General features: G+C 68.8%; 27 protein-coding genes. 11 read left to right on the forward strand and 16 right to left on the reverse strand.

Going from position 1 to position 24,453, the window contains the following annotated elements:
- The first annotated feature begins 12 nt into the window (after positions 1–12).
- Entirely contained in the window at positions 13–1,896 is a 1,884-nt protein-coding gene (locus tag ACE3PU_RS10240) for an ABC transporter ATP-binding protein/permease (protein WP_374389449.1), read from the forward strand.
- Here the strand turns inward: ACE3PU_RS10240 and ACE3PU_RS10245 are convergent.
- From ACE3PU_RS10245 to ACE3PU_RS10260, 4 genes are all read right to left on the reverse strand, one after another.
- The gene (locus ACE3PU_RS10245; RefSeq protein ID WP_374389356.1) at positions 1,884–2,357 is read right to left on the reverse strand and encodes a chemotaxis protein CheE; all 474 of its coding nucleotides are present in this window, start codon (positions 2,355–2,357) and stop codon (positions 1,884–1,886) included. The two genes, ACE3PU_RS10240 and ACE3PU_RS10245, sit on opposite strands and share 13 nt — an antisense overlap.
- Positions 2,354–2,917, reverse strand: coding sequence for a response regulator (locus tag ACE3PU_RS10250; protein WP_374389358.1), 564 nt, complete (start codon positions 2,915–2,917; stop codon positions 2,354–2,356). The genes ACE3PU_RS10245 and ACE3PU_RS10250 overlap by 4 nt, the downstream gene beginning before the upstream one ends.
- Positions 2,918–3,041: 124 nt before the next feature.
- Positions 3,042–3,992 carry an acetyl-CoA carboxylase carboxyltransferase subunit alpha gene (locus ACE3PU_RS10255; RefSeq protein WP_374389360.1) on the reverse strand — a complete coding sequence of 317 codons (951 nt, stop codon included), beginning with the start codon at positions 3,990–3,992 and terminating at the stop codon, positions 3,042–3,044.
- 91 nt (positions 3,993–4,083) lie between these two features.
- Positions 4,084–4,977, reverse strand: coding sequence for a site-specific tyrosine recombinase XerD (locus ACE3PU_RS10260; RefSeq protein ID WP_374389362.1), 894 nt, complete (start codon positions 4,975–4,977; stop codon positions 4,084–4,086).
- A gap of 116 nt (positions 4,978–5,093) precedes the next feature.
- On the opposite strand from ACE3PU_RS10260, the gene ACE3PU_RS10265 reads away from it, so the two are divergent.
- Positions 5,094–5,660, forward strand: a complete 567-nt coding sequence (locus ACE3PU_RS10265; RefSeq protein ID WP_374389364.1) for a shikimate kinase — start codon at positions 5,094–5,096, stop codon at positions 5,658–5,660.
- Complete coding sequence (aroB, locus tag ACE3PU_RS10270) at positions 5,657–6,763, forward strand: 3-dehydroquinate synthase (RefSeq protein ID WP_374389366.1); 1,107 nt, start codon at positions 5,657–5,659, stop codon at positions 6,761–6,763. The genes ACE3PU_RS10265 and aroB overlap by 4 nt, the downstream gene beginning before the upstream one ends.
- Here the strand turns inward: aroB and ACE3PU_RS10275 are convergent.
- Together ACE3PU_RS10275 and tadA are read right to left on the reverse strand one after the other, a co-directional pair.
- Positions 6,760–7,185, reverse strand: a complete 426-nt coding sequence (locus ACE3PU_RS10275; RefSeq protein ID WP_374389368.1) for an MliC family protein — start codon at positions 7,183–7,185, stop codon at positions 6,760–6,762. The two genes, aroB and ACE3PU_RS10275, sit on opposite strands and share 4 nt — an antisense overlap.
- 38 nt (positions 7,186–7,223) lie before the next feature.
- Positions 7,224–7,682, reverse strand: coding sequence for a tRNA adenosine(34) deaminase TadA (tadA, locus tag ACE3PU_RS10280; RefSeq protein ID WP_374389451.1), 459 nt, complete (start codon positions 7,680–7,682; stop codon positions 7,224–7,226).
- A gap of 12 nt (positions 7,683–7,694) precedes the next feature.
- On the opposite strand from tadA, the gene ACE3PU_RS10285 reads away from it, so the two are divergent.
- Both ACE3PU_RS10285 and rsmD read left to right on the forward strand, forming a co-directional pair.
- On the forward strand, positions 7,695–9,161 hold the full coding sequence (locus tag ACE3PU_RS10285; protein ID WP_374389370.1) for a pseudouridine synthase: 1,467 nt from the start codon (positions 7,695–7,697) through the stop codon (positions 9,159–9,161).
- Positions 9,162–9,164: 3 nt separating this feature from the next.
- Entirely contained in the window at positions 9,165–9,740 is a 576-nt protein-coding gene (gene rsmD / locus ACE3PU_RS10290) for a 16S rRNA (guanine(966)-N(2))-methyltransferase RsmD (RefSeq protein ID WP_374389372.1), read from the forward strand.
- A 21-nt stretch (positions 9,741–9,761) separates the two neighbouring features.
- On the opposite strand, the gene ACE3PU_RS10295 is transcribed toward rsmD, so the two are convergent.
- Positions 9,762–10,361 (reverse strand): hypothetical protein, encoded by a 600-nt coding sequence (locus tag ACE3PU_RS10295; protein WP_374389374.1) that lies wholly within the window; start codon positions 10,359–10,361, stop codon positions 9,762–9,764.
- Positions 10,358–10,873 carry an RNA polymerase sigma factor gene (locus ACE3PU_RS10300; RefSeq protein ID WP_374389376.1) on the reverse strand — a complete coding sequence of 172 codons (516 nt, stop codon included), beginning with the start codon at positions 10,871–10,873 and terminating at the stop codon, positions 10,358–10,360. The genes ACE3PU_RS10295 and ACE3PU_RS10300 overlap by 4 nt, the downstream gene beginning before the upstream one ends.
- Before the next feature lie 99 nt (positions 10,874–10,972).
- Between ACE3PU_RS10300 and ACE3PU_RS10305 the strand changes: the two genes are divergently transcribed.
- On the forward strand, positions 10,973–11,260 hold the full coding sequence (locus ACE3PU_RS10305) for a hypothetical protein (protein ID WP_374389378.1): 288 nt from the start codon (positions 10,973–10,975) through the stop codon (positions 11,258–11,260).
- Here the strand turns inward: ACE3PU_RS10305 and ACE3PU_RS10310 are convergent.
- Positions 11,241–11,705, reverse strand: a complete 465-nt coding sequence (locus ACE3PU_RS10310) for a low molecular weight protein-tyrosine-phosphatase (RefSeq protein ID WP_374389380.1) — start codon at positions 11,703–11,705, stop codon at positions 11,241–11,243. The genes ACE3PU_RS10305 and ACE3PU_RS10310 overlap by 20 nt on opposite strands.
- Complete coding sequence (mutL, locus tag ACE3PU_RS10315; RefSeq protein WP_374389382.1) at positions 11,702–13,567, reverse strand: DNA mismatch repair endonuclease MutL; 1,866 nt, start codon at positions 13,565–13,567, stop codon at positions 11,702–11,704. Before mutL ends, ACE3PU_RS10310 begins: the two co-directional genes overlap by 4 nt.
- A 318-nt stretch (positions 13,568–13,885) precedes the next feature.
- Here mutL and ACE3PU_RS10320 point away from each other — a divergent pair, with 318 nt between their 5' ends.
- From ACE3PU_RS10320 to ACE3PU_RS10330, 3 genes are all read left to right on the forward strand, one after another.
- Positions 13,886–14,605 carry a class I SAM-dependent methyltransferase gene (locus tag ACE3PU_RS10320; protein WP_374389384.1) on the forward strand — a complete coding sequence of 240 codons (720 nt, stop codon included), beginning with the start codon at positions 13,886–13,888 and terminating at the stop codon, positions 14,603–14,605.
- 580 nt (positions 14,606–15,185) lie between these two features.
- On the forward strand, positions 15,186–15,680 hold the full coding sequence (locus ACE3PU_RS10325) for a DUF421 domain-containing protein (protein WP_374389386.1): 495 nt from the start codon (positions 15,186–15,188) through the stop codon (positions 15,678–15,680).
- Positions 15,681–15,683: 3 nt separating this feature from the next.
- A complete protein-coding gene (locus ACE3PU_RS10330; RefSeq protein WP_374389388.1) occupies positions 15,684–16,178 on the forward strand; it encodes a DUF421 domain-containing protein in 495 nt (164 codons plus the stop codon).
- On the opposite strand, the gene ACE3PU_RS10335 is transcribed toward ACE3PU_RS10330, so the two are convergent.
- From ACE3PU_RS10335 to ACE3PU_RS10360, 6 genes are all read right to left on the reverse strand, one after another.
- On the reverse strand, positions 16,169–16,549 hold the full coding sequence (locus ACE3PU_RS10335; protein ID WP_374389390.1) for a DUF1622 domain-containing protein: 381 nt from the start codon (positions 16,547–16,549) through the stop codon (positions 16,169–16,171). The two genes, ACE3PU_RS10330 and ACE3PU_RS10335, sit on opposite strands and share 10 nt — an antisense overlap.
- Before the next feature lie 12 nt (positions 16,550–16,561).
- Positions 16,562–16,834 carry a ComEA family DNA-binding protein gene (locus ACE3PU_RS10340; RefSeq protein WP_374389392.1) on the reverse strand — a complete coding sequence of 91 codons (273 nt, stop codon included), beginning with the start codon at positions 16,832–16,834 and terminating at the stop codon, positions 16,562–16,564.
- A 195-nt stretch (positions 16,835–17,029) separates the two neighbouring features.
- Positions 17,030–17,521, reverse strand: a complete 492-nt coding sequence (locus ACE3PU_RS10345; protein WP_374389394.1) for a hypothetical protein — start codon at positions 17,519–17,521, stop codon at positions 17,030–17,032.
- On the reverse strand, positions 17,518–18,123 hold the full coding sequence (locus tag ACE3PU_RS10350) for a PleD family two-component system response regulator (protein ID WP_374389396.1): 606 nt from the start codon (positions 18,121–18,123) through the stop codon (positions 17,518–17,520). Before ACE3PU_RS10350 ends, ACE3PU_RS10345 begins: the two co-directional genes overlap by 4 nt.
- Positions 18,124–18,351: 228 nt before the next feature.
- Positions 18,352–18,624, reverse strand: coding sequence for an STAS domain-containing protein (locus ACE3PU_RS10355; RefSeq protein WP_374389398.1), 273 nt, complete (start codon positions 18,622–18,624; stop codon positions 18,352–18,354).
- Complete coding sequence (locus tag ACE3PU_RS10360) at positions 18,624–20,213, reverse strand: methyl-accepting chemotaxis protein (protein ID WP_374389401.1); 1,590 nt, start codon at positions 20,211–20,213, stop codon at positions 18,624–18,626. Before ACE3PU_RS10360 ends, ACE3PU_RS10355 begins: the two co-directional genes overlap by 1 nt.
- 499 nt (positions 20,214–20,712) lie before the next feature.
- Here ACE3PU_RS10360 and ACE3PU_RS10365 point away from each other — a divergent pair, with 499 nt between their 5' ends.
- Positions 20,713–21,225 (forward strand): MarR family winged helix-turn-helix transcriptional regulator, encoded by a 513-nt coding sequence (locus tag ACE3PU_RS10365; RefSeq protein WP_374389403.1) that lies wholly within the window; start codon positions 20,713–20,715, stop codon positions 21,223–21,225.
- 322 nt (positions 21,226–21,547) lie between these two features.
- Entirely contained in the window at positions 21,548–24,409 is a 2,862-nt protein-coding gene (locus tag ACE3PU_RS10370; RefSeq protein WP_374389405.1) for a TonB-dependent receptor, read from the forward strand.
- Positions 24,410–24,453 lie beyond the last annotated feature (44 nt).

Here is a 24,453-nt window from a genome sequence, read left to right on the forward strand (position 1 = left end):
CGGCGCATGGCCATGCGTGGAGAGCGCTCCGGAAGCCGCCGCGACCCTCTGACCAAGGCGCAGCAGGCGGGGAGTTCACAAGACAAGATCGAGGGGCCGCCGACGCTGCAGGCGCTGGCGGACCTGGCGCGGCTGGTCGCGCGATCGGGCGCGCCCCAGCTGCGGCTGCGGCTGGTCGCGGCCATCGGCATGACCCTGGCGGGCAAGGGACTGGGCGTGCTGGCGCCGCTGATGCTGGGCGCGGCGGTGAACCGGCTGGCGGCCGGGCAGGGCGCGGCCGTGGCCGTGGGGCTGGGATTCGCCGCCTTCGCGGTCGGCTGGGCCCTGATTCGGTTGCTGTCGGCGGCGGCGCCCCTGGCGTCCGACGTGGCGTTCGCGCCGGTGCGGGCGGCGGCGCAGCGCACGACGGCGGCCGAGGCCTTTGGTCACGCCTTGAGCCTGTCGCTGGATTTTCACCAGACGAAGCGGTCCGGCGCCCTGTCGCGCACGCTGGACCGAGGGTCGCGCGCGGTGGATTTCCTGCTGCGCATCCTGGCCTTCAACCTGATTCCGACCGGGCTTGAGCTGCTGCTGGCGGCGGCGGTGCTGGGCGGCAAGTACGACTGGCGCTTCGCCGCCGTCGCGGTGGTCGTGGTGGTGATCTACACCATCGCCACCTTCGCCATGTCGAACTGGCGGCTGGAGCATCGGCGGGTGATGAACGCCGCCGACTCGGAGGCGGCCGGCGTCTCGGTCGACGCTTTGCTGAACTATGAGACGGTCAAGTCGTTCGGCGCCGAGACCCGTGCGGCGGCGACCTACGACCGCGCGCTGGGCGACTACACCGAGGCGGCGCTGAAGGCGAACACCTCGCTAAACCTGCTGAACGGCGCCCAGGCGCTGATCATGAACGTGGGCCTGGGCGTGATGGCGGTGATGGCCGGGTTCGAGGCGGTCGCCGGGCGGATGGGGCCGGGCGACGTGACGGCCGCCGTGCTGATCATGATCTCGCTCTATGCGCCGCTGAACATCCTGGGCTTCGCCTATCGGGAAATCCGCCAGTCCTTCATCGACATGGAAGAGATGCTGAAGGTCACCCGCCAGACGCCACAGGTGGCGGATGCGCCGAACGCGATGGCGCTGCCCCGGCCGGTCGATGCGCGCGGCGCCTCGATCGCCTTCGACCATGTCGGCTTCCGCCACGACGCGCGCGCCAATGGGCTGGAGGACGTCAGCTTCTTCGCCGCGCCGGGCACGACCACGGCCCTTGTCGGGCCGTCGGGCGCGGGCAAGTCGACGATTGTGAAGCTGGCGCTGCGCCTGCTGGACCCCCAGGAAGGCCGCGTTCTGATCGACGGCCATGACGTGCGCGACGTCAGCCAGGCGTCGCTGCGGGCGGCGGTCGCCCTGGTGCCGCAGGACGTGGCGCTGTTCAACGACACCATCGCCGCCAACATCGCCTTCGCCCGTCCGGACGCGGACGAGGCTACGGTCTGGGCGGCGGCCGAGGCGGCCGAACTGGCGGACTTCATCCGCGGCCTGCCGGACGGCATGGCGACGCGGGTCGGCGAGCGTGGGCTGAAGCTGTCGGGCGGCGAACGCCAGCGCGTCGGCATCGCGCGGGCCCTGCTTGCCGATCCCTGCATCCTTATCCTGGACGAGGCGACCAGCGCCCTGGACAGCCGCACCGAGGCGGCGATCCAGAAGACGCTGCGCAAGGCGCGGGCGGGGCGGACGACGCTGGTGGTGGCGCACCGTCTGTCGACGGTGGCGGACGCCGACCAGATCCTGGTGCTGAAGGCCGGCCGGATCGTGGAGCGCGGCGCCCACCATGAGCTGGTGGCGCACGTCGGCGGCGAATACGCGGCGCTGTGGAAGAAGCAGACCCGCGCGGGCCGAACGGCTCAGCCGGCCTGACCGGTCCCCAGCTTACGGCGCAGCACTTCTCGCAAATTCTCGACGATCGCCTCGCGCGTCGAGGCGGCGTCGGCCGGCAGGTCCAGAAGCAGTTTCATGGCCTGGGCGTGGACGGTGGGGATGCGCCAGTCGAACCCGCCGGCCCGGGGCGCGGCGTCCAGCAGGTCGCACAGGCCCTTGGCCGCGATGCACAGGTCGTCCATGGCGAAGGGGCTGGCGGCGTCGATGATCTGGCTGGACGCGGCGTAGGCCATGTCCAGTCGGGCGGCTTCGGGCAAGTCGGACGATGGTTCGACCAGCAGCGCCGTGATGTTCTGCGCGATCACGGCGCGCGCCTGATCCTTCAGCGTGTCGAGGTTGGCCTTGGCCTGGGCCAGCGCGACGCCGACGCTGACGCCCCCTGGCTTGTCGACCATCTGGGCCAGACGCGACTTGTGCTGCATGTGAGTGATGACAGTCATGCGGTCTCCACGCTGGCGGCGTCGTGATCCTGAGTCGCGGGCATGCGGTCGGCGCGTCGCTCTGCGCCCTCCCACGGCTCGTCCCGGAAACGACGGTCGGGGCCGAAATAGTCGCCGACCTCCAGGAACGGCCGGTTGTCCCGCGCGACCCAAAGGATGCGCTCCAGCAGCATCGCCGCGCTGAAGGGCTTGGTCACCAGGAAGTTCGCCCCGCAGTCGCGCGCCTGGTAGAGGCGGCCCCGCCGGATATGGCTGGCGGTCATGATGACGGGGCAGAAGGCGTTCGGATCAAGGCCCGACCGCCGCAGCCAGCGCACCAGCTCGAACCCGTCGATGTCGGGCATGTCGGTGTCGATCACCAGCAGGTCGATGGTCTTTTCCTGCAGGATGCGCTTGGCCTCGCCGCCGCTGCCGACGGTGAAGGCGGGGCGTATGCCGAAACCGGCCAGGGCGTTGGCGGTCAGGGTCAGCGAGAAGGGCGAATCGTCCACGATCATGGTGACCGCGCCGCCCAGGTTGAACACGGCGCTCTCGCGCAGGGATTCGCCGAGCCTGGTCATGCGCCGCCGCGCCTTGTCGATCCCGTCGTACTGACCATGATCCGTTCCCCGTAATCCCTGAAAGCTCGCAATTCAGGGTGGATAGGGGGTTAACGCCGTTCTTCGAAAGCCAGTAAGGCCAAGGTTATCCCACGGCGCCGATGGCGTAGAAGCGATCCGCGCGCGCCTTGCGTATCTGCGCCGGGGTCTGGCCTTCGAACCGCGTCAGCTCTTCGGCGAGTACGTTGCCGACGGCCGCGATCGCCGCGGCGCGGTCGGTATGGGCGCCGCCCACGGGTTCGTCGATCAAGCGGTCCACGATCTTCAGGCCCATCAGGTCCGGGCCGGTGATCTTCATGGCCATGGCGGCGTCGCGCGCGCGCGCGCCGTCGCGCCACAGGATGCCGGCGGCGCCCTCCGGCGAGATGACCGAATAGATGGAATGCTCCAGCATCAGAACGCGGCTGGCGGCGGCGATGGCGATGGCGCCGCCCGAGCCGCCCTCGCCGGTGATTGTGGCGATCGACGGCACGCCCAGGGTCAGGCAGCGCTCGGTCGAGCGGGCGATGGCCTCGGCCTGGCCGCGCTCCTCGGCGCCCAGGCCCGGATAGGCGCCGGCAGTGTCGACGAAGGTCAGGACCGGCAGGCCGAACTGCTCGGCCATGTCCATCAGACGGACGGCCTTGCGATAGCCCTCGGGCCGGGCCATGCCGAAGTTGTGGGTGATGCGGGTGGCGGTGTCGTGACCCTTCTCGTGACCCATGACGACCACGGGACGACCGCGGAAGCGGGCCAGACCGCCCAGCACGGCCTGGTCGTCGCCGAACTGGCGGTCGCCGTGCAGCTCGTTCCAATCGGTGAACAGGCCCTCGACATAGTCGACGAAGTGCGGCCGCTGCGGATGGCGCGCGACCTGGGTCTTCATCCACGGATCGAGGTTGGCGTAGGTCTTCTTGCGAAGCTGTTCGGCCTTGCGGCGCAGACCCGCGACCTCGGTCTCGAACGAGCCCGCGCTTTCCGACAGGGCCGAAAGCTCCGCGATCTTGGCTTCCAGATCGGCGATCGGCTTTTCGAAATCGAGGTAGTGCGTGGCCATCAAGGCGTCCGAAACAGCAGGGCGAGCGAAAGACGCCCCAAGGGAAGGCGGCGGAACCTAGAGACGTCAACGCCGCCGGGCAAGCGGCGGTTCAGTCGTCCTTCGCCAGGGGATGGTTCTGCTGCACCACCTGAGCCAGGCGGTCGGTGGCGACGTGGGTGTAGATCTGGGTCGTGGCGATGTCGGCGTGGCCCAGCAGGGTCTGGACGACGCGCAGGTCGGCGCCGCCCTCCAGCAGATGGGTGGCGAAGGCGTGGCGCAGGACGTGGGGGCTCACCCGCGCCGGATCGATTCCGGCGACCAGGGCGGCCTCGTCCAGCAGCTGGGCGAAGCGGCGCGGCGTCAGGTGGCCGGACCTGCCGGAGGACGGAAAGAGCCAGGGACTGTCCGGCGCTTCGCGTTTGCGCTTGGCGTCGCGGGCAGTCAGCCAGGCCTTCACCGCCGTCCGTGCGGCCGCGTTCAGCGGCACCAGGCGTTCCTTGCCGCCCTTACCGCGCACGATCAGATAGGCGGGATCGCGGCGGACCGCCTCGACCTTCAGCGCCAACAGTTCCGAAACACGCAGGCCCGAGGCGTAGGCCAGCTCGACCAGGGCGACCAGGCGCAGGCCCGCGCCGGCGTCGCGGCGGGCGGCGGCCTCCAGCAAGCCGTCGATCTCATCACGGCTCAGAACCTTGGGCAGGGAGCGGCCCTGCTTCGGCGCGTCGAGGCGGCGGGAGGGGTCGTCGGTCCGCCAGCCCTCGGCCAGGGCGAAGCGGTAGAACTGGCGCGCGGCCGAGCGGCGGCGCGCGGCGGTGGCGGCCGACAGTCCCCGTCGCGACAGGTCCGCGAACCAGGCCTCGACCGCCTCGGCGTCGGCCTGCATGAGGCCTCCGGTCGAGGTTTCGGCGTCCGTCAGGTCGCGCGCATAGGCGGAAAGAGTGTGGGGCGAGGCGTCGCGTTCGACGGCCATCATCTCCAGGAAGGCCTCGATCTGGGGCGTCATCGGACGATCCGCCCGGCCAGCGGATGGCGCGAGGCGACGCTTGGTGTAGAGGGTTGGTCGATCATGTCCGCCCGCGCCGTCGCCTTCGCCATGCCCTTGTCCGCCGGAAAACCCGGATGAGGCGCCGTGCGATTCCGCCGCCCCGGCGCACCATAGCGCTGGTCGGGCTGATGGGGGTGGGCAAATCCTCCGTCGGGCGCCGGTTGGCCAATCGGCTGAAGCTTCCGTTCGCCGACGCAGACGTCGAGATCGAGGCCGCGGCCGGCATGACCATCTCGGAGATCTTCGCCAGCCTGGGCGAGACCGAGTTCCGCGCCGGAGAAGCGCGGGTGATCCGCCGTCTGCTGGAAGGACCGCCCATTGTGCTGGCCACCGGCGGCGGCGCGATGATGAACGCCGAGACGCGGGCGCTGCTCAAGGCCCAGGCCGACACGGTGTGGCTGAGGGCCGAGCTGGACGTCATCGCCGAGCGCGTGGCGCGCCGCGACACCCGGCCCCTGCTGCGGGGGCGCGATCCGCTGGAGGTGCTGACGAACCTGGCCGAGGCGCGATATCCGATCTATGCGCAGGCCGATCTGACGGTGGACGTGGGGTTGGGCTCGCACGGCCAGGCGGTCGACGCCATCCATCGCGAACTGCGCCGGCACTGGAAGCAGAAGCGGCGCGCGGAGACGAAGACATGACGATCATCCCGGTCAGCGGCGCCGGCTTTCAGACCTACGACGTGGTGGTGGGACGCGGCCTTCTGGGCCAGGCGGGCCAGCGCGTCGCCCCGCTGGCCCGGGGCCGCACGGTGATCGTCAGCGACGAAACCGTGGCGGCGATCCATGGCGAGGCTTTGCGGGCGTCGCTGGAGGGCGCGGGCGTGCGAAGCGAGATGGTGACCGTGCCGGCCGGAGAGGCGTCCAAATCCTTCGCGCAGCTGGAGCGGGTTCTGGACCGGTTGCTGGAGATCGGGCTGGATCGGCGGGATGTGGTCGTGGCCATGGGCGGCGGGGTAGTCGGCGACCTGGCCGGACTGGCGGCGGCGCTCTACATGCGCGGCGTCGACTTCGTGCAGGTTCCGACCACGCTTCTGGCGCAGGTCGACTCCTCGGTCGGCGGCAAGACGGCGATCGATACGCCCAGGGGCAAGAACCTGGTCGGCGCCTTCCATCAGCCCCGGCTGGTGCTGGCCGACATCGACGTGCTGGCCACCCTGCCGGAGAAGCAACTGCGATCGGGTTGGGCCGAGGTGCTGAAGCACGGCCTGATCTGCGACGCGGCCTTCTTCGACTGGCTGGCGGGCGAGGGCGCGGCCGGGGCGATGGGCGATCCGACGGCGCTGGAACGGGCCGTGGTGCGCTCGGTCGAGATCAAGGCCGCCGTCGTCGGAGAGGACGAGAAGGAAGCCGGGCGGCGCGCCCTGCTGAACCTTGGCCACACCTTCGGCCACGCCATCGAGGCGGAACTGGGTTTCGAAGAGGCGGCGCTGGCGCACGGCGAGGCGGTGGCGCTGGGCTGCTGCATGGCCTTCCGCTATTCGGCGCGGTTGGGCCTGTGCCCGACCGCGGACGCCGAGCGGGCCGAAGCGGTCATCAAGGCCGCGGGCCTGCCGACACGTCTGGATCAGGCAGGCGCGTTCGCCGCCGACCGACTGCTGGCGCTGATGGCCGGCGACAAGAAGGCCGAAGGGGGGGCGCTGACCCTGATCCTGGCGCATGGGATCGGCCAGGCCTTCGTGGCCAAGAACGTGGACGCCGACCGTGTAAGGGCGTTCCTGATCGAGGAGGGCGCGGCCGGTTAGTCCACCGCCCGGCATTCGGTCGGCTGGCGACCCTCGACGGACCAGGTCGCCATGACGCCCTTGCCGCGCAGTTCGACGCCCGAGGCGCGGTACCAGATCCCGTCCGCGGCGCGTTCCTGATAGAGATCAACCGCCTCGCCCGACGAGTTGCGGATGGTGGCCATCTGGCGGGGGTTGTCGAAATCGGCCGTCAGGCGTTCGCCGTTGTCGCAGAGATATACGGTGTGAACGACGCGGTTCAGCATGCGGTCCTGCACTTCGGCGCCGGTGCGCTTGCGGGCGGTCTGGGCTTCGATGGCGCGTTCCTTGACCTCGTCGCCCGTCGTGGGCACCCGCGAGGGATCAGGACCGCAGGCGGTCATCACAGTCAAGGCCGCAAGGCCCGCGAACAGGATCGACTGCGGCGGATCCAGCTTGATCAAGACGATTTCCCTCCCACGGCGCCGCTTGGCGCGGCGTCCTAACGTGCGCCCGTCGCCGCCGTTCCCCTCCGTTGCCGGAAGAAGAACTTCAGCAGGGCGGACGCCTCTTCCGCCAGAGGACCTGAGTCGACCGCGGGGCGCCAGTGGCATGTGGGCTGGTCGAACACGCGAGGCCCGTGGACGACCGCGCCGCCCTTGGGGTCGTCGGCCGCCCAGACGACGCGGCCTATGCGGGCATGGCTGATGGCGCCGGCGCACATGGCGCAGGGCTCCAACGTCACATAAAGGGTCAGGCCCGTCAGTCGGTAGTTCGCCAGCGTGGTCGCGGCGCGCCGCATCGCCACGATCTCGGCGTGTGCGGTGGGGTCGTGTGCGGCGATGGGGCCGTTCGCGCCGGTCGAAATCACCTCGCCGGAGGCCGGATCGACAAGAATCGCGCCCACGGGCACCTCTCCTGCGTCTGCCGCCGCTTGCGCTTGGTCCAGCGCCATGCGCATGAACCGCTCATCATGGTCCGCCATACAGACGACAACGACAAGAAGCCCCGCGCCCGTCAAGACGAACGGTCGCCCCGGCCCTTCAAATCCTCCGGTCCCCGCAAGAGCGGTGACGGGAAGGCCCCCTTCGGCGACAGGCCGAGAAAGCCGTTCGGCGACAAGCCGACGGGAGATCGTCCGCGCGCCGCCAAGGACGGCAAGCCCGCCAAGGCGAGCGACGCGCCGGTCCGCAGCGAGCGAATCGCCAAGGCGATGGCGCGCGCCGGCATCGCCTCGCGCCGCGAGGTCGAGCGGCTGATCGGCCTGGGCAAGGTGGCGGTGAACGGCCGCATCCTGGACACGCCTGCGACCCTGGTGACGCGCGACGACGTGATCACCGTGGACGGCAAGCCCATCGGCGCGGCGCAGGCCACGCGCGTCTGGCGCTATCACAAGCCGGCGGGCCTGCTGACCAGCCACAACGACCCCGCCGGGCGGCCGACGGTGTTCGACGCCCTGCCGGCGGGCCTGCCGCGGGTGATCTCGGTCGGACGGCTCGACCTGGCGACCGAAGGGCTGCTGCTGCTGACCAACGACGGGGAGCTGAGCCGCGCGCTGGAGCTGCCCTCGACCGCCCTGGTGCGTCAGTACCGGGCCCGGGCGCGCGGCAAGATCACCCAGGCTGACCTGGACAAGCTGAAGGACGGCGTGGTCGTGGACGGCGTGTCCTATGGCCCCATCGAGGCGACGCTGGACAAGGCCAAGGAGTCGAAGTCCGAAGACGGCAAGGCGCCAGCCAACCTGTGGGTTTCGGTCTCGATCACCGAGGGCAAGAACCGCGAAGTCCGCAAGGTGCTGGAGTCGATCGGCCTGACGGTCAATCGCCTGATCCGCCTGGCCTATGGTCCGTTCCGCCTGGACGTCCTGCCGGTGGGGTCGGTCGAGGAGGTCGGTCCGCGCGTGATCCGCGAGCTGCTGGGCGAACACATCCGGCCCGAGAACCTGCCCACCGGCAATACGGTGGAGACGCCCGCGCCCATCCCCGGGCGTCGTATCTCGACCCCGATCGTCAAGGGCCGCTCCGGCTCGGCCATGTCGGATCCGTCGCGCAAGCCCAGCCGGGTCCGCGCCGCCGAGACGGCCCAGGCCGACGCGGTCGAGCGTCGCGAACGGCCGGTCAAGAAGGCGGGCTGGGCCAAGGCCGCGCCCAAGTTCGAGCATTCCAAGACCTTCAAGCCGCGCGAGCGCACCGCCACCGAGGGCGAGCGCCCGGCGCGGACTGATGGCGACAGGCCCAAGCGTCCCTTCAAGCCCCGCGACGACCAGTTCATCGACGACCGGCGCAAGCCCGCGGGCCGTTCCGGGGCCAAGCCGGGTCCGCGCGCGGGCGCCAAGCCCGGCGGGCGCGACTTCAAGCCCCGCACGGGCGGCAAGCCCGCCGGGCCCTCGGGGACCAGCGGCCGCGGACCGGGGGGCAAGCCCCGCACGCCCCGGAGCTGATCCGTGCGCATCGTCGCGGGAAGCCTGAAGGGCCGCGCCATCGTCGCGCCGGAGGGACGCAACACGCGCCCCACTTCGGACCGCGCGCGCCAGGCCGTGTTCAACGTGCTTGAGCACGCCGCCTGGGCCGACACGCTGCACGGCGCGCGGGTCATCGACCTGTACGCCGGCTCCGGCGCGCTGGGGTTCGAGGCGATCAGCCGGGGGGCGGGGTTCTGCCTGTTCGTCGAGATCGACGACGATGCGCGCGGCGCCATACGCGAGAACGCCGACGCCTATGGTCTGATGGGGCGCACGCGGGTGCACCGGCGCAGCGCGACCGACCTGGGCGTCCGGCCCGGCCCGGTCGCCGAGGCGTTCGACGTCGCCTTCCTGGACCCGCCCTACGGCAAGGGTCTGGGCGAGCAGACGCTGGCGCGGCTGATCGAGGGGAACTGGCTGAAGCCCGGCGCCCTGGTGGTCTTCGAGCGCGGTTCGGACGAGCCGGAGATCGACACCCCCGGCTATGAACGGCTGGACGCCCGCGACTACGGCGCGGCGCGCGTGCTGTTCCTCCGGCGGCTGCCGGCGGCCGGCTGAGCGACGGAAGAACGCGCGTCGTCAGGATGCGCGGGGCGCGGCCTCACGCTCGCCCAGCGCGTCCAGCGCCGCCTGATGCGCCGCCATCCGACGGCGGCACCGGCGGGCGTGGCGCAGATACAAGCCGATGCAGACCGCCAGGAAGACGGCAGCCACGCCGAAGATCAGCCGGTTTTCAGAGTGGGACAGGCCGACGATCGACAGCATGACGGCCAGAAAGACCATTCCCGCTAGGCTGACCGTCACGCCGGCCATGGCCCAGCGATAGCCGGTGCGCGCCTGGCCCATGGCCGAGCGCAACACCGCCTCGGGCGTCTCGGTCAGAAGGCCGGGGTCGCCACGCCGCGACCACAGGGTCATGCCCAGGGCGAACACGGCGAAGCCCAACGCCGCTGCGGCGGCTGGCAGGGGCAGGCCGCGCCACAGGGCCCAGCCCAGAACGCCGATCACCACCACGCCGCCGACCATCTCCGAGATGAAGTTCAGTCGCGCCAACAGGTCGCGACGGCGCAGCGACCGGATCAGCTCGGCGTCCAGGCGCGGCTCGTCATCGGGGACGTCGGTCCAGGCCTGGGTCAGGTCGGTCCAGTCGTCCGCATGATTGTCGGGGGGCGGGGTCATGGGCGGACCTTCTCAGGCAGGGCGGGATCGAGCGCCTCGCGCAGCGCCGCCTTGGCGCGGGTCAGGCGAATGGAGACGGCGTTGGCGTTCAGGCCCAGCATGTCGGCGATCTCGGCGGGCGTGAACCCTTCCAGGGTCAGCAGGGCCGGCTGGCGCAGCGACAGAGGCAGGGCGCGCACGGCCCGGCCCAGCTGGTCGTGCAGGTCCCGCGTCTCGGCCGTTTCGTGCGGCGTCGGCGCGTCCGAAGGCGCGGCCTCGTCCAGCGGCTGGCGGCGGGGCTCGGCGGCCTCGCGCGCCACGTGGGTTATGGCGCGGTTGTGGGCGACGCGGGCGATGAAATGGCGCAGCGGCGCCTCGGCCCGGTGTCTGGGCAGGGCGCGCCAGACGGCCAGCAGTATGTCCTGCTCCAGCTCGCGCCGCCGCTCGCGATCCGCCTCATAGGCCGAGGCGATGCGGCGCAGCATGGCGCCGTGCTCGGCCAGCAGGGCTTCGAAGGTCTGGTCGCGTCCCAAGCGCGGCGCTCTCCGGAAATAAATCGGCGGTCGGGATGAAAGACTCGGCCAGGAGTCGAGACTTTCACGTCAGGCGTCAAAAAACCAAAGGAGTTCGCCATGACCGTCGACATCGAAACCTCCGCCGCCAAGCCCGGCGTCCTGAGCCGGGGCAAGGGCTTCCTGAAGGTGCTTGCCGTCCTGCTGCTGGTCGCGGCGGTCGCGGCCTGGGCGGCCCTGGGGATCGGCCTTTACCTGGGCGTGGAGCGGGGGACGCGGCTGATCCTGGCGATCGTGGCGGCGGTGACGACCGAGGCGCTGTTCTGGACCGTGGCGGCCCTGCTGGGCGTCTCGGTGGTCGAGGCGCGCAAGCGCATCTGGCGCAAGATCACCGGCCGCGCAGGTTGAGCGCCAGGGTCCGGGCGGCGGCCGTCACCTCGGCCCAGGTCACCTCGAACCCGGCGTCGTCGCCGAAATAGGGGTCGGTCACGGCCTGGCCCTCGCGGCCCGGCACGTGGTCCAGCAGCAGGCTGAGTTCGGCGGTCGCATCCGCCGGGGCCAGGCGGCGCAGGTTCGCCAGATTGTCGTGGTCCAGCGCCACGATGTGGGTGAAGCGGCGAAAGTCCGCCGGCTTCACCTGCCGCGCCTTCAGGCCCGAAATATCGACCCCATGCCGCCGCGCCGTCGCCTGCGCCCGGGGATCCGGCGCCTCGCCCGCATGCCAGTTCCCGGTCCCGGCGGAATCGACGACCAGCTCGAGCCGCAGCCGCTGGGCCTCGGCGCGCAGGGCGGCCTCGGCGAGGGGCGAGCGACAGATGTTGCCGAGGCAGACGAAGAGGATGGAGTAGGTCACCGCCGGCCGAACAGCTTCTCGAGATCGTGCAGCTTCAGCTCCACATAGGTCGGGCGGCCGTGGTTGCACTGGCCCGAGTGCGGAGTGGCTTCCATCTGGCGGAGCAGGGCGTTCATTTCGGGGGCCGAGAGGACGCGGCCGGAGCGGACGCTGCCGTGGCAGGCCATGGTGCCGCAGACCTCGGCCATGCGCTCCTTCAGCGACAGGGCGGCGCCGTGTTCGGCCAGGTCGTCGGCGATGTCGCGGATCAGCCCTTGCACGTCCGTGTCGCCCAGCATGGCCGGGGTTTCGCGGACCAGCACGGCGCCGGCGCCGAAGGGTTCGACGATCAGGCCCATCTCGGCCAGTTCGTCGGCGCGGGCGGCGACGCGTTCGGCCTCGGCCGGGTCCAGGTCGACCACCTCGGGCGTCAAGAGGGCCTGGCGGGTGACGGAGCCCTGGGCCATCTGCGCCTTCATCCGCTCATAGACCAGCCGCTCATGCGCCGCGTGTTGATCGACGATGACCAGGCCGTCGCGGGTCTGGGCGACGATGTAGTTGGCGTGGAGTTGGCCCCGCGCGGCGCCCAGGGGGTAGTCGAGGGGGTCGATCGCGGGGGAGGGCGCCGGGCCGGTCGGCGCGGTCGGCGCGGACGGGCGCCAGGCGGGCGCTTCCCAGCTGGGCTCGACGCGGGCTGAGCGTTCGTTCAGGCCGGGCAGGACCTGGGCGGCGGCGGCCGGCTGGGACCAGCCAGTCCAGCCGCTGAACCCCTGGGCCGGGGGCGATGAAGGGCTGTAGGCGCCCAGGCCCGTGTGGGCCTGAAATCCTGACAGGGCGTCCGCGGCGACGGTGGTGGAGGCGCGGTGGCCGGCGGCGTGCAGGGCGTGGCGCAGGCCGCCGACGATCAGGCCGCGAACCAGGGCCGGATCGCGGAACCGGACCTCTGCTTTGGCGGGGTGGACGTTGACGTCGACGTAGAGCGGATCGATGTCCAGGAACAGGACGGCGGCCGGGTGGCGGTCCCGCGCCAGGAAGTCGGCGTAGGCGCCGCGCAGGGCGCCCTGCAGCAGGCGGTCCTTCACAGGGCGGCCGTTGACGAACAGATACTGATGCGCCGCATTGCCCCGGCTGTAGGTGGGCAGGCCGGCGTAGCCCGACAGGCGCACGCCGTCGCGCTCCTGGTCGATCAGCAGGGCGTTGGCCTCGAAATCGCGGCCCAGCAGGGCGGACAGGCGGCGCAGGCGGCCCTCGTCGCCTGGGTGTTCTGCGGGCAGGCGCAAGGTGGTCTTGCCGTCCAGCGACAGGGTGAAGGCGACGGCCTCGTGCGCCATGGCCTGGCGCTTGATCTCGTCCGAAATGGCCATGGCCTCGGACCGCTCGGACTTCATGAACTTGAGCCGGGCCGGGGTGGCGTAGAACAGGTCGCGGACCTCGACCCGCGCGCCGTGCGGGCCGGGGAAGCCGGCGGGGCTGAGCGGGCGCTGGTCGCCGCCCTCCACATGGATGGCCCAGGCCTCTGTCTCGCCCCGGGCGCGGGTGGTGATCGACAGGCGCGCGACCGAGCCGATGGAGGGCAGGGCCTCGCCCCGGAAGCCCAGTGTGTGGATGCGCAGCAGGTCCACGTCGCCGGCGTCGTCAGGCTCCAGCTTCGAGGTGGCGTGGCGTTCGATCGCCAGCGGCAGTTCGGCCTTCGGGATGCCCTTACCGTCGTCGGCGATCAGGATGCGCGACAGGCCGCCGCCGTCGGCCTGGATCTCGATATTGGCGGCGCCGGCGTCCAGGGCGTTCTCGACCAGTTCCTTGATCGCGCTGGCCGGCCGCTCGACCACCTCGCCGGCGGCGATGCGGTTGACGGTCTCGGGCGGAAGGCGGCGAATGGGCATGAGCCCGCCAAGATAGGACCCGCGGAGGATTCGCGCCACGGCGGTTGAAGGTCTGAAGCGAAGGAGGGAGGGGCGCGGCCTTTGAGGCCGTCATTCACGCCGAGTGGCTCCGCGGGTAGGATTCGAACCTACGACCAGCCGATTAACACTCGGCGTCATGTGGTTGAAAAAGCAGGTCTTCGTCTGACTGTTCTGGACTCTTATGACAGATAAACCATTGATTTTATTGCAAATAAGGACGGATTGTGACGGTCTGAGCGGGTCGTGACAGTCAAATCCTGACGTGCGAAATACAACGTGGAAGTGAGGGAGCACGAGATGCAAGATACTGACGCCGACTGGAGCATCTGGGGCGAGGGGGAGCCGTACTACGGCGTGCTGAGCCAGCCCGAGTATCTCCGCGAGAACCTGACGAAGGAAACCCTCGCTCAGTTCTGGCAAACCGGCATCAACGATGTCGCGGGGTGGTACACCCTGCTCAAGACGCACTACGGCGACTTCTCGACGGCGACAGGCCTGGACTTCGGCTGTGGCGTCGGCCGGCTGACACACGGCATGGCGGCCATCTGCCAACACGTCGTCGGTCTGGACATTTCGCCAGGCATGATCGCCGAAGCGAAGCGCAATCCGCCAGAAAACGCTGAGTTTCTCCTGAAGCTGGACGATCAGACCTTCGACTGGATCAACTCTGTCATCGTGTTCCAGCACATCCCCCCGCAGCGCGGCTATGTCATCTTCGACGATCTGTTGGCGCGGGTGAACGCTGGCGGGGCCATCAGCCTCCACTTCACAACCCACAAAGATGCATCGTTCCTCCCCCACGTCTTCGGGGCGGTTACGAGCGGCCGGTGGGACGGTGAGAACCTGGTGATCTTTGACCAGACCAAGCCGGGCGAGGGCGCGATGATGATGTACGACTATGACCTCGGCCGTCTTTACGAGATCGCGACCCGCCACGGCTTCCACAATATCCTCATGCAGCACACGAACCACGGCGGCTGCCACGGCGCGATCTTGTTCGGCCGGAAGGGGCGCTAGAGGATAGAAGCCGATCAGGTGCCGACGATGCGGCAGGGGCGGGAGGCTGCGGCGCCGGCTATACTGACATTCATGCCTCAACGCTCCATGTCGACATGGCGTCCCGTTTCCGCCGCTCTGCTGCACCATCACAACCGCGCCACGGAAACGCCGCGTGGCTGCTGACGCCGTGAATCGACATGGGCTGACGGCCGGAAACTCCTGTCGCCCGAATCACGAAGTCGGCGCTGCGCCTGACCGAGCTACGCCTCCCGCGCTGGGTGTTCGCCTTCAGGGAAAGTAAGACCGCCAGCAAGGTCACGGTCCGGGTGGGCGACGCCTGCAGGCGGGCTTTGCCGTATCAGGACATCCCGGCGTCATGACGAGCTTGGCCGCCTGGGAGGTGATAGCGGCAAGGGCAAATAGCGGTGATTGATCCAGCCGAGGGCGGCGGGCAGGATGATCGACGGCGTTGCGGCGTCGAGGGATAAGGAGAGCGGCATTCTCAGGGATCCCGCATGTCGAACCGCCCGGGAAGCCGGCGGCGTCGTGCTCCAGTCGTCACGAAGCAACTCCCTCGGGCCGCCGCCGTTGCCATCTGATGCAGTCCAATCCGCTTCCCGAGGCGCTGTTCGACGGTCGGTCCGGCGTGCTGCGCGTCCTGATCATCGCTCCGGCCGCGTATGCGGCCCTGGTCCTGATCCTGCGCGTGTCCGGAAAGCGCACCCTGTCGAAGCTGAACGCCTTCGACTTCGTCATCACCATCGCCATCGGCTCCACCCTGGCGTCCATCATCACCAGCAAGTCCCTGGCGCTTGTCGAGGGGCTGGTCGCGCTCGGTCTGCTGGTCGCCATGCAGTTCCTCGTCACCGCGGCCTCGGTCCGGTTCGGGGGCTTCAACCGCGTGATCAAGGCCGAGCCGGCCCTGCTCCTTCGCGACGGTCGGATGCTGGCGCGCGCCATGCGCCGGGCGCGCATCACCGCGGGCGAGATCGAGGCGGCGGCGCGCGGCGCCGGCGTGGAGCGCCCGAACCAGCTCAAAGCCGTCTTTCTGGAAACGGACGGATCGCTGACGGCCCTCAGGCGGGGGACCTGATCAATGGAGACGCTGCACGCGCTCATCGGCTCGGAAGATGGGGCCATCAGCTGGTGGCAGATGACGTTGCGCGGTCTGCTCGTCTTCATGGTGGGCGTCCTCGCCGCGCGGGTGGCCGCCTCCCGCGCCTTCGGCAAGTGGAGTCCCCTCGACATCATCTTTGCGGTGATCGTCGGGTCGAACCTGGGGCGGGCGATGACCGGCAGCGCGCCGTTCGTGGCCACCCTGGTCGCCACCGTGGCCCTGGTGGGCGTTCATACCGCGCTGGCGCGCGGGGCCGCGCGCTGGCCGTGGCTGAGCTTCCTGGTCAAGGGCGGGCGGGTGCGTCTGGTCGGGAACGGAGCCATCGACGAACGCGCGATGCACGACGCCGGCATCGGCGAGGGCGATCTGCGGATGGCGCTGCGTAGCCAGGGGCGGGCCGACCTGGCGGGCGTCAGGCGGGCCTACCTGGAGCGCAACGGCGACATCACCTTCCTGTTCGAGGATCAGCGCTGATCTTCGCGGCGCTCGCCCAGCACCGCGGCGCGGCGCCAGGGCCAGCACCCTTCGATCTCGGTCTCCAGCGAAAAGCTCAGGAAGGTCCGGATCAGCACGATCAGGCCCAGCAGGCCGACGGTTTCAAGCGTCAGCGGCGCCGTGATGGTGCTGATGATGTCGGCGCCGACCAGCAACTCCAGGCCCAGCAGGATGCCGCGACCGAGATTGGCGCGGTAGCGGGTGTAGGCTTCGCGCCAGTCGCCATCCCGTCGGCCGGCAAGGACGAACAGCAGGCTGGAGATGAGGACGCCGCCGACAATGATGCCTGCGCCCGCCAGCTCGAGAACGACGGCGAAGGGCTGGATGAAGGCGTGGACGTCGCTGAGCATCGGCGCCGAACGCTAGGCGCGCCCGAGATTGCCACTCGCGCTGTCGGCGCTTCCGCCGCTGCCGGGCTCGCCGATCGGGCCTTCGGACGGCGCGCCGAGGCCGACGCCGGACGCCTTGATCCGGTCGATCTCTTCGGGGGAGAGACCGGCCCGGCGGAGATCGGACCAGTCCCTGAAGGGACGATGGTCGACGATGGCGGCCGCGTGGCCGCCCACGCCGGCGAGCGCTTCAAGATCCTCCTGCGAGGCCAGGTTCAAATGGACGGAATTGCGATCGTCGCGCATGGCGTATCCCTTTCGGCTCCAGCCCAGCCTGTGCGAGCCCGTCAGAGGCAACGCCCGCTGGATCGGCCGGTTGCCTCGCCGTCGCGAAGTGGGAGAGCGGCGCGGTCCCTCGCCTTCATGGCGATTGAACAGGATCGTTTGACCTTCCGCCGGTCACCGGCCGTACTCGCGGCCCGTGGTCTGCCTGACGCCGCATCATGGGCTGGGCCTTGATGGAGCATAGTCTCTATACTGGTCGAGACAGAGCTGCAGTTGCGCGATCAGCGCTTCGGCTTCCTTGCTCGGCACTGTGCGCTGACTGAATAACCACACGAGGTTGATCGCAGGGTTCAGCGCCCCCGCCGGCCAGTGACGCGTGGCGGCGAGCGCGTCAGCCATGGCTCCCAGCATGATCAGGGTTCTGCCCAGCAGCGGGAGATCGAGGGCGCCACAGGCGGTCAGGGCTCGGTTGACGTGGCTCAATAGCGCCGCGATTTCCTCATCCGCAGGTCGTTCGTCGGGATTGCGGGCGAGGAAAGCCATGATCGGGGCAAGGCTGTCCTCGAGGTCGCGGCGGCACTCCGCTTCGATCCCCTTCAGATTTTCGGCAGCGGCCGCCAAGGCGTCGGCTACGCGAACGCCGCCGCGTCGCGGCTTCACCATTGCAGCCAGGCGGTGTTCGACCCGTCTAAGAACGACGCGGGTCACAGGGCCGACTTCCGAGGTTTCATCAGATTGTCGATCTCGTCCTGAGACAGATTTGGTTCCGTCGCCTCGCCCACCTCGGCGGACAGGTCCGTCTTGCGTCGCCCGGGTCCGCCTCCCGCCACACCCTCGTTCTTGAAGCGGCGATCAGGACCGCAATAGGAGTCTGCTTCCACGAACAGCCGGCCGGAGCGACCCACCCAGCAGATGCGATCCAACAGGGTTCTCGCGCTTATGGGCTTGGTGACGACGAAGCTGCTGCCGCAGTCGCGCGCGCTCTCGACCTGTGATCTCGGGGTGAAACCTGACAGTACGAGCACGGGCGCATATCGATTTGGCTCCAGTGGACTGGTTCTGAGCCATCGGACGAACGCATGTCCGTTGCCGCCAAGCCCCGCATCCACCAGGACCAGGTCGAAGGGATTGGCAGCGAGCAACTGCCGCGCATCCGTCTCGGATTGCGCTCGCATGGTGCTCTCGACGCCGAACCCCATCAGGATCTGGCCCAGGATATCCAAGCCCTGACTGTTCTCATCAATGCAGAGGACCCTCGCGGTCCTGAGATCCAACCGCGCGTCGTCGCTGACGTGATGGGCTTCGCTCACCATCCCTCCAGCTCCCCAGCTGGCCCTCTGCTTCCGGCGGAGCGATCAGCGAGTCGCCCGCCCAAGGCTCGAAGGTTGGGGCGCCCAACCACGCGCCGCATCCTGATCGCGCTATCGCGCCCCGATCGCCATGCCTTCACTCTCAGGCCTCCGCGTAACGCGGCGCGCTGATGGAGATGAGCACGGTCCGGACTGATCGGTGGTGGTCCAGCGTTGGGACGATCTTCTTCAAGCCGCTTCTCCCTTCGTCTCCGTCGCCAGGCTGAGACGCACGAAGGCCTCCAGAAGGCACGGGGAGGGATCGATAAGGCGAAGTCTTCGCCCGTCATCCCGCCAGGCCTGGAAGGCCGACAACAGAAACTTGAGCCCCATGCGGCCAAGGTGAGACACGCTTGAGCCTTCCAGATCGAGGTCCGCGCCCCGCAGGGCCAGGATCGCCGACCTGGCGGTCGCGAGGGCGCGGCGCTCAAGGCGTTCGGGCAGGCTGTAGACGGCGGTCATCAGAACTCCTCCCATTCCGCTTCTGCTGAAGTCTTCAGTGCGAGGGCGCCGGCGGTGCGCGGCAGCGCGCGTGGGATCGGTCTCGCGACGGGCCGGACGCCCGCGGCCCCCTTGGCCGCCTGACCGTCCTCCGAAACGTGGAACCGTCCGACAAGCGTCGCGAGTTCCTGCGCCTCCTGGGTGAGGCTGTGGCTGGCGGCGGTGGACTGTTCGACCATGGCGGCGTTCTGCTGGGTGACCTGGTCCATCTGGTTCACGGCCGTGTTGACCTGGGCCAGCGCGGTCGACTGCTCCTGGGTCGAGGCGTTGATCTCGGTCATCAGGACGCTGATCTCCGAGACGCGGGCCACGATGGCGGTCAGGGCCTCGCCGGTCCTGCCGACCAGGTTGACGCCGTCCTTGACCTGAGCGGTCGAGGCCGAGATCAGGGCCTTGATCTCCTTGGCGGCTTCGGCCGAACGCTGGGCCAAAGCGCGGACCTCCGAGGCGACGACTGCGAAGCCCCGCCCGGCGTCGCCGGCGCGGGCGGCTTCGACCCCGGCGTTCAGGGCCAGCAGATTGGTCTGGAAGGCGATCTCGTCGATCACGCCGATGATCTGGTTGATCTGGCCGGCGGAGCGCTCGATCTCGCCCATGGCCTGCACCGCCTCGTCCACGACTTGCCCGCTCTGCTCGGCCTCCTGACGGGCCGAAACCACCACGGTGTCGCCGCGCTGAGCGCCCTCGGCGGTGCGACGCACCGTGGCCGTGATCTGGTCCAGGGCGGCTGCAGTCTCCTCAAGAGTCGCGGCCTGCTGCTCGGTCCGACGCGAGAGATCGTCCGCCGCCTGGCTGATCTCCCCCGCGCCCGATTGCATCGCCTTGGCGTTGGCGTTGATCGTCGCCATCGCCGCGTCCAGCTTGGCCATCGCGCTGTTGAAGTCGTCCTGCAGGGCCCTGTAGTCGCCCGGAAAGGTCTCGGTGATCCGATAGGTCAGATCGCCCCCGGCCAGCGCGCTCATCCCCCGCGCCGTCTCGCTCACGACAAGGGCCTGGGCGGCCTCCATCTGTCGCCGGACCTCTTCCGCCGCCTTCCTTTCGGCCTCGGCCGCCTCCAGATAGACCGAGACGACGATCTCCATGTCCAGCAGCGCCGCCTTCACGACCGCGCTCAGGCGGTCCGCGAGCCCGGCGTCGGAGCGGGGAGGCTGCATGAAGCCGCGGGCGCGCGGCGCAGCGTCTGCGATCAAGCTTCGGATCAATTCCTCGATGACCAGGGCGTAGCCGCCGATGTACCAGCGCGGTTCCAGACCGATACGGGCGTGGACGGCGCCGATGCGCCGGACGCTTTCGACATAGTCGGCGTCGAACTGGCCGGTCATGATCCGGTCCCAGTGGCGCTGCTGCGCGCCCTGAGCCTGGGTCATGTGGGCGTCGCCCTTGAACATGTCCGCGGTCTCGGGGAAGCGCCGCACCTGTTCGTAGAAGCTTTCGAGGGCGGGCCCGATGGCCGCCTGAACCGGTCCCCGGGCGGCGCGGAGCGCGTCCCGGCTCGCCTGATCGAGCTTCATGAAGATCAGGCGACGCGCCACATCTTCGTCTTGCGACATTGCAGGTCTCCAGCCTGTCTAAGTTGGACAATCAGAGGGAGCAGGCGCGCGAAGCCGCCAGACCGCGTCGTGGCCCGCCTGGGAGCGCCCGTCGGTTGCGAGCCCGCGAAAGTCGTCCGGGATGCGGAAGGCGCCGCCATCGTTCACCCCGACGGCGAAAGCCACGCAATGTGCGCCGTCCGCGAGGGGCGGATCCGTCCGGAGGCGGCCGGGTCGTCCCTCTCGTCCAAGCACCTGCCGCATAGGAACGCCTATCGAGCTCAGACGTGTTCGGACGGATTTTGCGGGCATGATCGAGGCTCCGGTCGAAGCCTTCTTCACACACAACGGTTGACGCGCAGGTTGCGTCTTGTTTCCGGACTAATGAGTAGGCGATGAACGGGTGGTCAGCTAATCGCTAGGAACCAAGCCGTTAGCATGCTTGCGATCTCGCGTGTGTGTCCTTAAGCTTTTTCCACTCATACGGGTGGAAACCCCGAGAACGGGGTAAGGGGGGGACTTGCCGCGACTATCCGATGTTTCCGCTCTTTCCCTGCCGTCCGACCGGGGAAAGCTGCAGCTGGATCTCGCCTACCAGATCATGCTCGCCAGCCGACGATGGAAGGCGCGGTTCACCGACTTGATGAAGGAAGAGCATCAGACCGATTCACGGTGGAGCACGCTCTATTTCCTGGCCGATGCGCCGAAGGGATTGACCCAGTCGGAGCTTGCTGAACGCCTGGGCATCCAAGGGCCCACCCTGGTCAGGCTGCTCGACGCGCTTGAACGTCAGGGTCTTGTGAGTCGGCGTGCGCTGATCGGAGATCGGCGCGCCAAGCTGGTGTTCCTCGAGGATGAGGGCCGTGCCGTCCTGACCCAGATCGACCAACTGGCCGCCCGGTTGCGCGACGAGGTGTTCAGCGATTTCAGCGACCGGGACCTCCTGGCGGCCAGCCGGATGATGGAGCGTCTCTGCCTGAGATTGGACAAGGCCCAGGAAACTCATCTGCGCGACAGAACGCGTATCGCCTGACGCGACAGCGTCGCCCTGACATTCAACGCCCTCTTAGCGCCCTCGCCCAGCTAAGTTCCACAGACGCGCAGCCGCCCTCAGGAACGCCCGGCGGTGCCGTCTACGCATGACCGATGGTCGCGCGTGTTCACCTCCCTGAGGCCGCCACGCGATCGGCCTTGCAGTTCCTTCAAGATTCGGTAGGCTTATGGAAGCGCTTCCAAGCGCCAATGAAGAAAGGGCATGCCGCAAAGGCGTGTCGAGGGAAACGAAGGGGAGAGCCATGGGCAGCGCATTCGCTGGCTTCGATGAAACACGTTCGTGGGGACGGTCGCGACTGCGGTTGACGGCGTCTCTGCTGGCGCTCGCGGCCGGGCTGCCAGGGGCGGCCTTGGCCCAGGAGGCGTCCGCGCCGGCGGACGCCAGCCAGCCGACAGAGGTCGAGGAGGTCGTGGTGACGGGCCTGCGGCGGGGCCTTGCGGACTCCATCGCCACCAAGCGGAACGAGACCTCCATCGTCGAGGCGGTGTCGGCCGAGGACATCGGCAAGCTGCCGGACGTTTCGATCGCGGAATCCATTGCACGTTTGCCGGGCCTGGCGGCGCAGCGGGTCAACGGACGCGCGCAGGTCATCTCCATTCGCGGCCTGGCGCCGGACTTCACCACCACCCTGCTGAACGGTCGCCAGCAGGCCAGCTCGGGCGACAACCGCGCGGTGGAATTCGACCAGTATCCCTCGGAGCTGCTCTCAGGGGTGGTGATCTACAAGTCGCCCGACGCCGAGATCTCGGGCATGGGCCTGTCCGGAACGGCCGATCTGCGCACCGTACGCCCGCTGGAGTTCGGCGACCGGGCGGTCGCCGTGAACGTGCGCGGCGAGATGACCGAGGGCGACGCCCTGAACGACGACATGCGCAACTATGGCGGTCGCTTCTCGATCAGCTATATCGACCAGTTCCTGGACGACACCCTGGGCGTCGCCTTCGGCTATGCGCACCTGGACTCGCCGTCGCAGAACCAGCACTTCAAGGCGTACAACTATGAGGCCTTCGGCGGCGTCTGCGAGCCGGTCGCGCCCGCCGCGACCTGCGTCGTGGATGGCGTCGAGCGGGAAGAATCGGTTCAGCCCGACAGCGCCGACGGCGCGCTGATCGTCAACGGGCAGGAAATCTTCGCCACCTCGCGCCTGAACCAGCGCGACGCCGTCATCGGCATCGTGGAATGGCGACCGAACGATCGGCTTCGGTCCGTCCTTGACCTCTACTATTCGAAGTTCGACCAGGAGGAGACGACGCGCGGCGCGCAATGGTTCTCCAACGCCTGGGCCGACAACGCCTACTTCACCGACGTCGTGGCCGAGGATGTCGGCGGGTCGCTGATCGCACGCAGCGGAACCCACCACAACGCCGTGCCGATCATCCGCAACGACCGCAACACCCGGCAGGACGAGATCTTTTCGGCCGGCCTCAACACCGAGTACCAGCTGAGCGACCGGACGCGAATCGTCGCGGATCTCTCCTATTCGACCAACCAACGCAAGGAGCAGATTCTCGAGACCTACGCCGGCTATGGTCAGGGCGTGGGCGGTGTGACGGGCGCGACGCCAAATGTCGGCCGCACCTATGACGTGATCGACTTCGTCATCAACGACGACGGGTATCCGACCTATTCCGAAGGCCTGGACTACGCCGACGCCTCGGCGGTGACGTTGGGCGATCGGGCCCCCTGGGGCGGCTGGGCGCACGACGGCGCCATCCGGTTCCCGGACGTCGAGGAAAGCATCCTGGCGTTCGACGTCAAGGGCGAGACGGCGATGGACGGCTTCTTCCACACCCTTACCTACGGTGTGAACTGGGCCAATCGCGACAAGTCCAAGCGGGTCGACGACTTCGATCTGTTCCTGAAGAACGGCCGCCAGCAGGTGCTGGTCGATCCGCAATATCTGGTGACGCCCACCTCGCTGGATTGGGCCGGCTTCGGCGAGGTGCTGTCGATCGATCTCGAACAGGCCCTGGACGTCTATTATGACCGGGCGCCGATCCTCGACGCCAACTTCTACGACAAGAACTGGGACATCGAGGAAGAGGTCACGACTGCTTTCGTGAAGCTCGACTTCGAGGGTGGGAACTGGCGCGGCAACGTCGGCATGCAGTTCGTCGGTCAGCACCAAGAATCGACCGGCGTCGTCATCAACGGGACGGAGCAGGGGCAGCCGATCGTGCCGACCTCGGTGACGAGAGGCGCCGACTACCTGGATATCTTGCCGAGCCTGAACCTGATCTATGACCTGGGACGGGGACAGCGCGTCCGTTTCGCCGCCTCGCGCACCATGGCGCGGCCCCGCATGGACGAGATGCGAGCGAACGTCACCCCCGGATTCAACTCGCTGGTCTGCACGGGCCAGACTTGTCAGCCGGGCCAGGTGGTCAATCCCTGGTCGGCGTCTGGCGGCAATCCGGAACTGGAGCCGTGGCGGGCGAACGCCTTCGACCTGGCCTACGAATGGTACGTCGATGCGACGACCTATCTGTCGATCGCCGGCTTCTACAAGGACCTGGAAAGCTACATCTATATCCAGAACGGGACCTTCGATTTCACAGGCATCCCGTTGCCGACCACCGCCTCAGCCATTCTGGAGACCGGCGCGATCATCAGTCCGATCGGCCAGATGAGCCTGCCGGCCAACGGCGACGGCGGCACGGTGCAGGGGCTGGAGATCAGCGGCGCGCTGAACTTCGGCACGGTGTGGGAGCCGCTGGACGGGCTTGGCGTGCTGGGCAGCATCTCCTTCACGGAGTCGGATCTGAACCCGGCGCCGGACGGCCAGATTGTGCGCATTCCCGGCCTGTCGGGCACGGTCTACAACATCACCGGCTATTACGAGCGGAACGGCTTCCAGGCCCGCATCTCCAAGCGCTTCCGCGAGGCGTTCAAGGGCGAGGTTGTCCAGCTGTTCGCCACGCGCGGCTATACCGAGATCCTCGACGACGAGCAGATCGACGCCCAGATCGGCTACACCTTCGAGGCAGGGCCGTTGGAGGGGCTGGGCCTGCTGTTCCAGGTCAACAACCTGACCAACTCGCCCTATCGGACCCGCATCGGTCTCGACGGCGGCGGCGTCACCACCGCCGACGGCGGCGCACTGCCGGAAACCTATGAAGAGTACGGCCGGCAGTTCCTGTTCGGCGTCAACTACCGGTTCTAGGGCGCGTCTTCCCCCGCCCTGGCCTGGGCGGGACGCTGGTCGTC

Origin of the sequence: Brevundimonas sp., from assembly GCF_041911375.1 — a bacterium.
GTDB lineage: Bacteria > Pseudomonadota > Alphaproteobacteria > Caulobacterales > Caulobacteraceae > Brevundimonas.

Coding starts and splice junctions, on each gene's coding strand:
- ACE3PU_RS10240 (WP_374389449.1), top strand. CDS start 13: ATGCGTGGAGAGCGCTCCGGAAGCCGCCGCGACCCTCTGACCAAGGCG.
- ACE3PU_RS10355 (WP_374389398.1), bottom strand. CDS start 18,624: ATGACCGCCGTCTACAGCCTGCCCGAACGCCTTGAGCGCCGCGCCCTC.
- ACE3PU_RS10295 (WP_374389374.1), bottom strand. CDS start 10,361: ATGACCCCGCCCCCCGACAATCATGCGGACGACTGGACCGACCTGACC.
- aroB (WP_374389366.1), top strand. CDS start 5,657: ATGACGATCATCCCGGTCAGCGGCGCCGGCTTTCAGACCTACGACGTG.
- mutL (WP_374389382.1), bottom strand. CDS start 13,567: ATGCCCATTCGCCGCCTTCCGCCCGAGACCGTCAACCGCATCGCCGCC.
- ACE3PU_RS10245 (WP_374389356.1), bottom strand. CDS start 2,357: ATGACTGTCATCACTCACATGCAGCACAAGTCGCGTCTGGCCCAGATG.
- ACE3PU_RS10285 (WP_374389370.1), top strand. CDS start 7,695: ATGGTCCGCCATACAGACGACAACGACAAGAAGCCCCGCGCCCGTCAA.
- ACE3PU_RS10250 (WP_374389358.1), bottom strand. CDS start 2,917: ATGACCAGGCTCGGCGAATCCCTGCGCGAGAGCGCCGTGTTCAACCTG.
- ACE3PU_RS10330 (WP_374389388.1), top strand. CDS start 15,684: ATGGAGACGCTGCACGCGCTCATCGGCTCGGAAGATGGGGCCATCAGC.
- ACE3PU_RS10325 (WP_374389386.1), top strand. CDS start 15,186: ATGCAGTCCAATCCGCTTCCCGAGGCGCTGTTCGACGGTCGGTCCGGC.
- ACE3PU_RS10360 (WP_374389401.1), bottom strand. CDS start 20,213: ATGTCGCAAGACGAAGATGTGGCGCGTCGCCTGATCTTCATGAAGCTC.
- ACE3PU_RS10265 (WP_374389364.1), top strand. CDS start 5,094: ATGAGGCGCCGTGCGATTCCGCCGCCCCGGCGCACCATAGCGCTGGTC.
- ACE3PU_RS10305 (WP_374389378.1), top strand. CDS start 10,973: ATGACCGTCGACATCGAAACCTCCGCCGCCAAGCCCGGCGTCCTGAGC.
- ACE3PU_RS10340 (WP_374389392.1), bottom strand. CDS start 16,834: ATGCGCGACGATCGCAATTCCGTCCATTTGAACCTGGCCTCGCAGGAG.
- tadA (WP_374389451.1), bottom strand. CDS start 7,682: ATGCGCATGGCGCTGGACCAAGCGCAAGCGGCGGCAGACGCAGGAGAG.
- ACE3PU_RS10260 (WP_374389362.1), bottom strand. CDS start 4,977: ATGACGCCCCAGATCGAGGCCTTCCTGGAGATGATGGCCGTCGAACGC.
- ACE3PU_RS10320 (WP_374389384.1), top strand. CDS start 13,886: ATGCAAGATACTGACGCCGACTGGAGCATCTGGGGCGAGGGGGAGCCG.
- ACE3PU_RS10255 (WP_374389360.1), bottom strand. CDS start 3,992: ATGGCCACGCACTACCTCGATTTCGAAAAGCCGATCGCCGATCTGGAA.
- ACE3PU_RS10335 (WP_374389390.1), bottom strand. CDS start 16,549: ATGCTCAGCGACGTCCACGCCTTCATCCAGCCCTTCGCCGTCGTTCTC.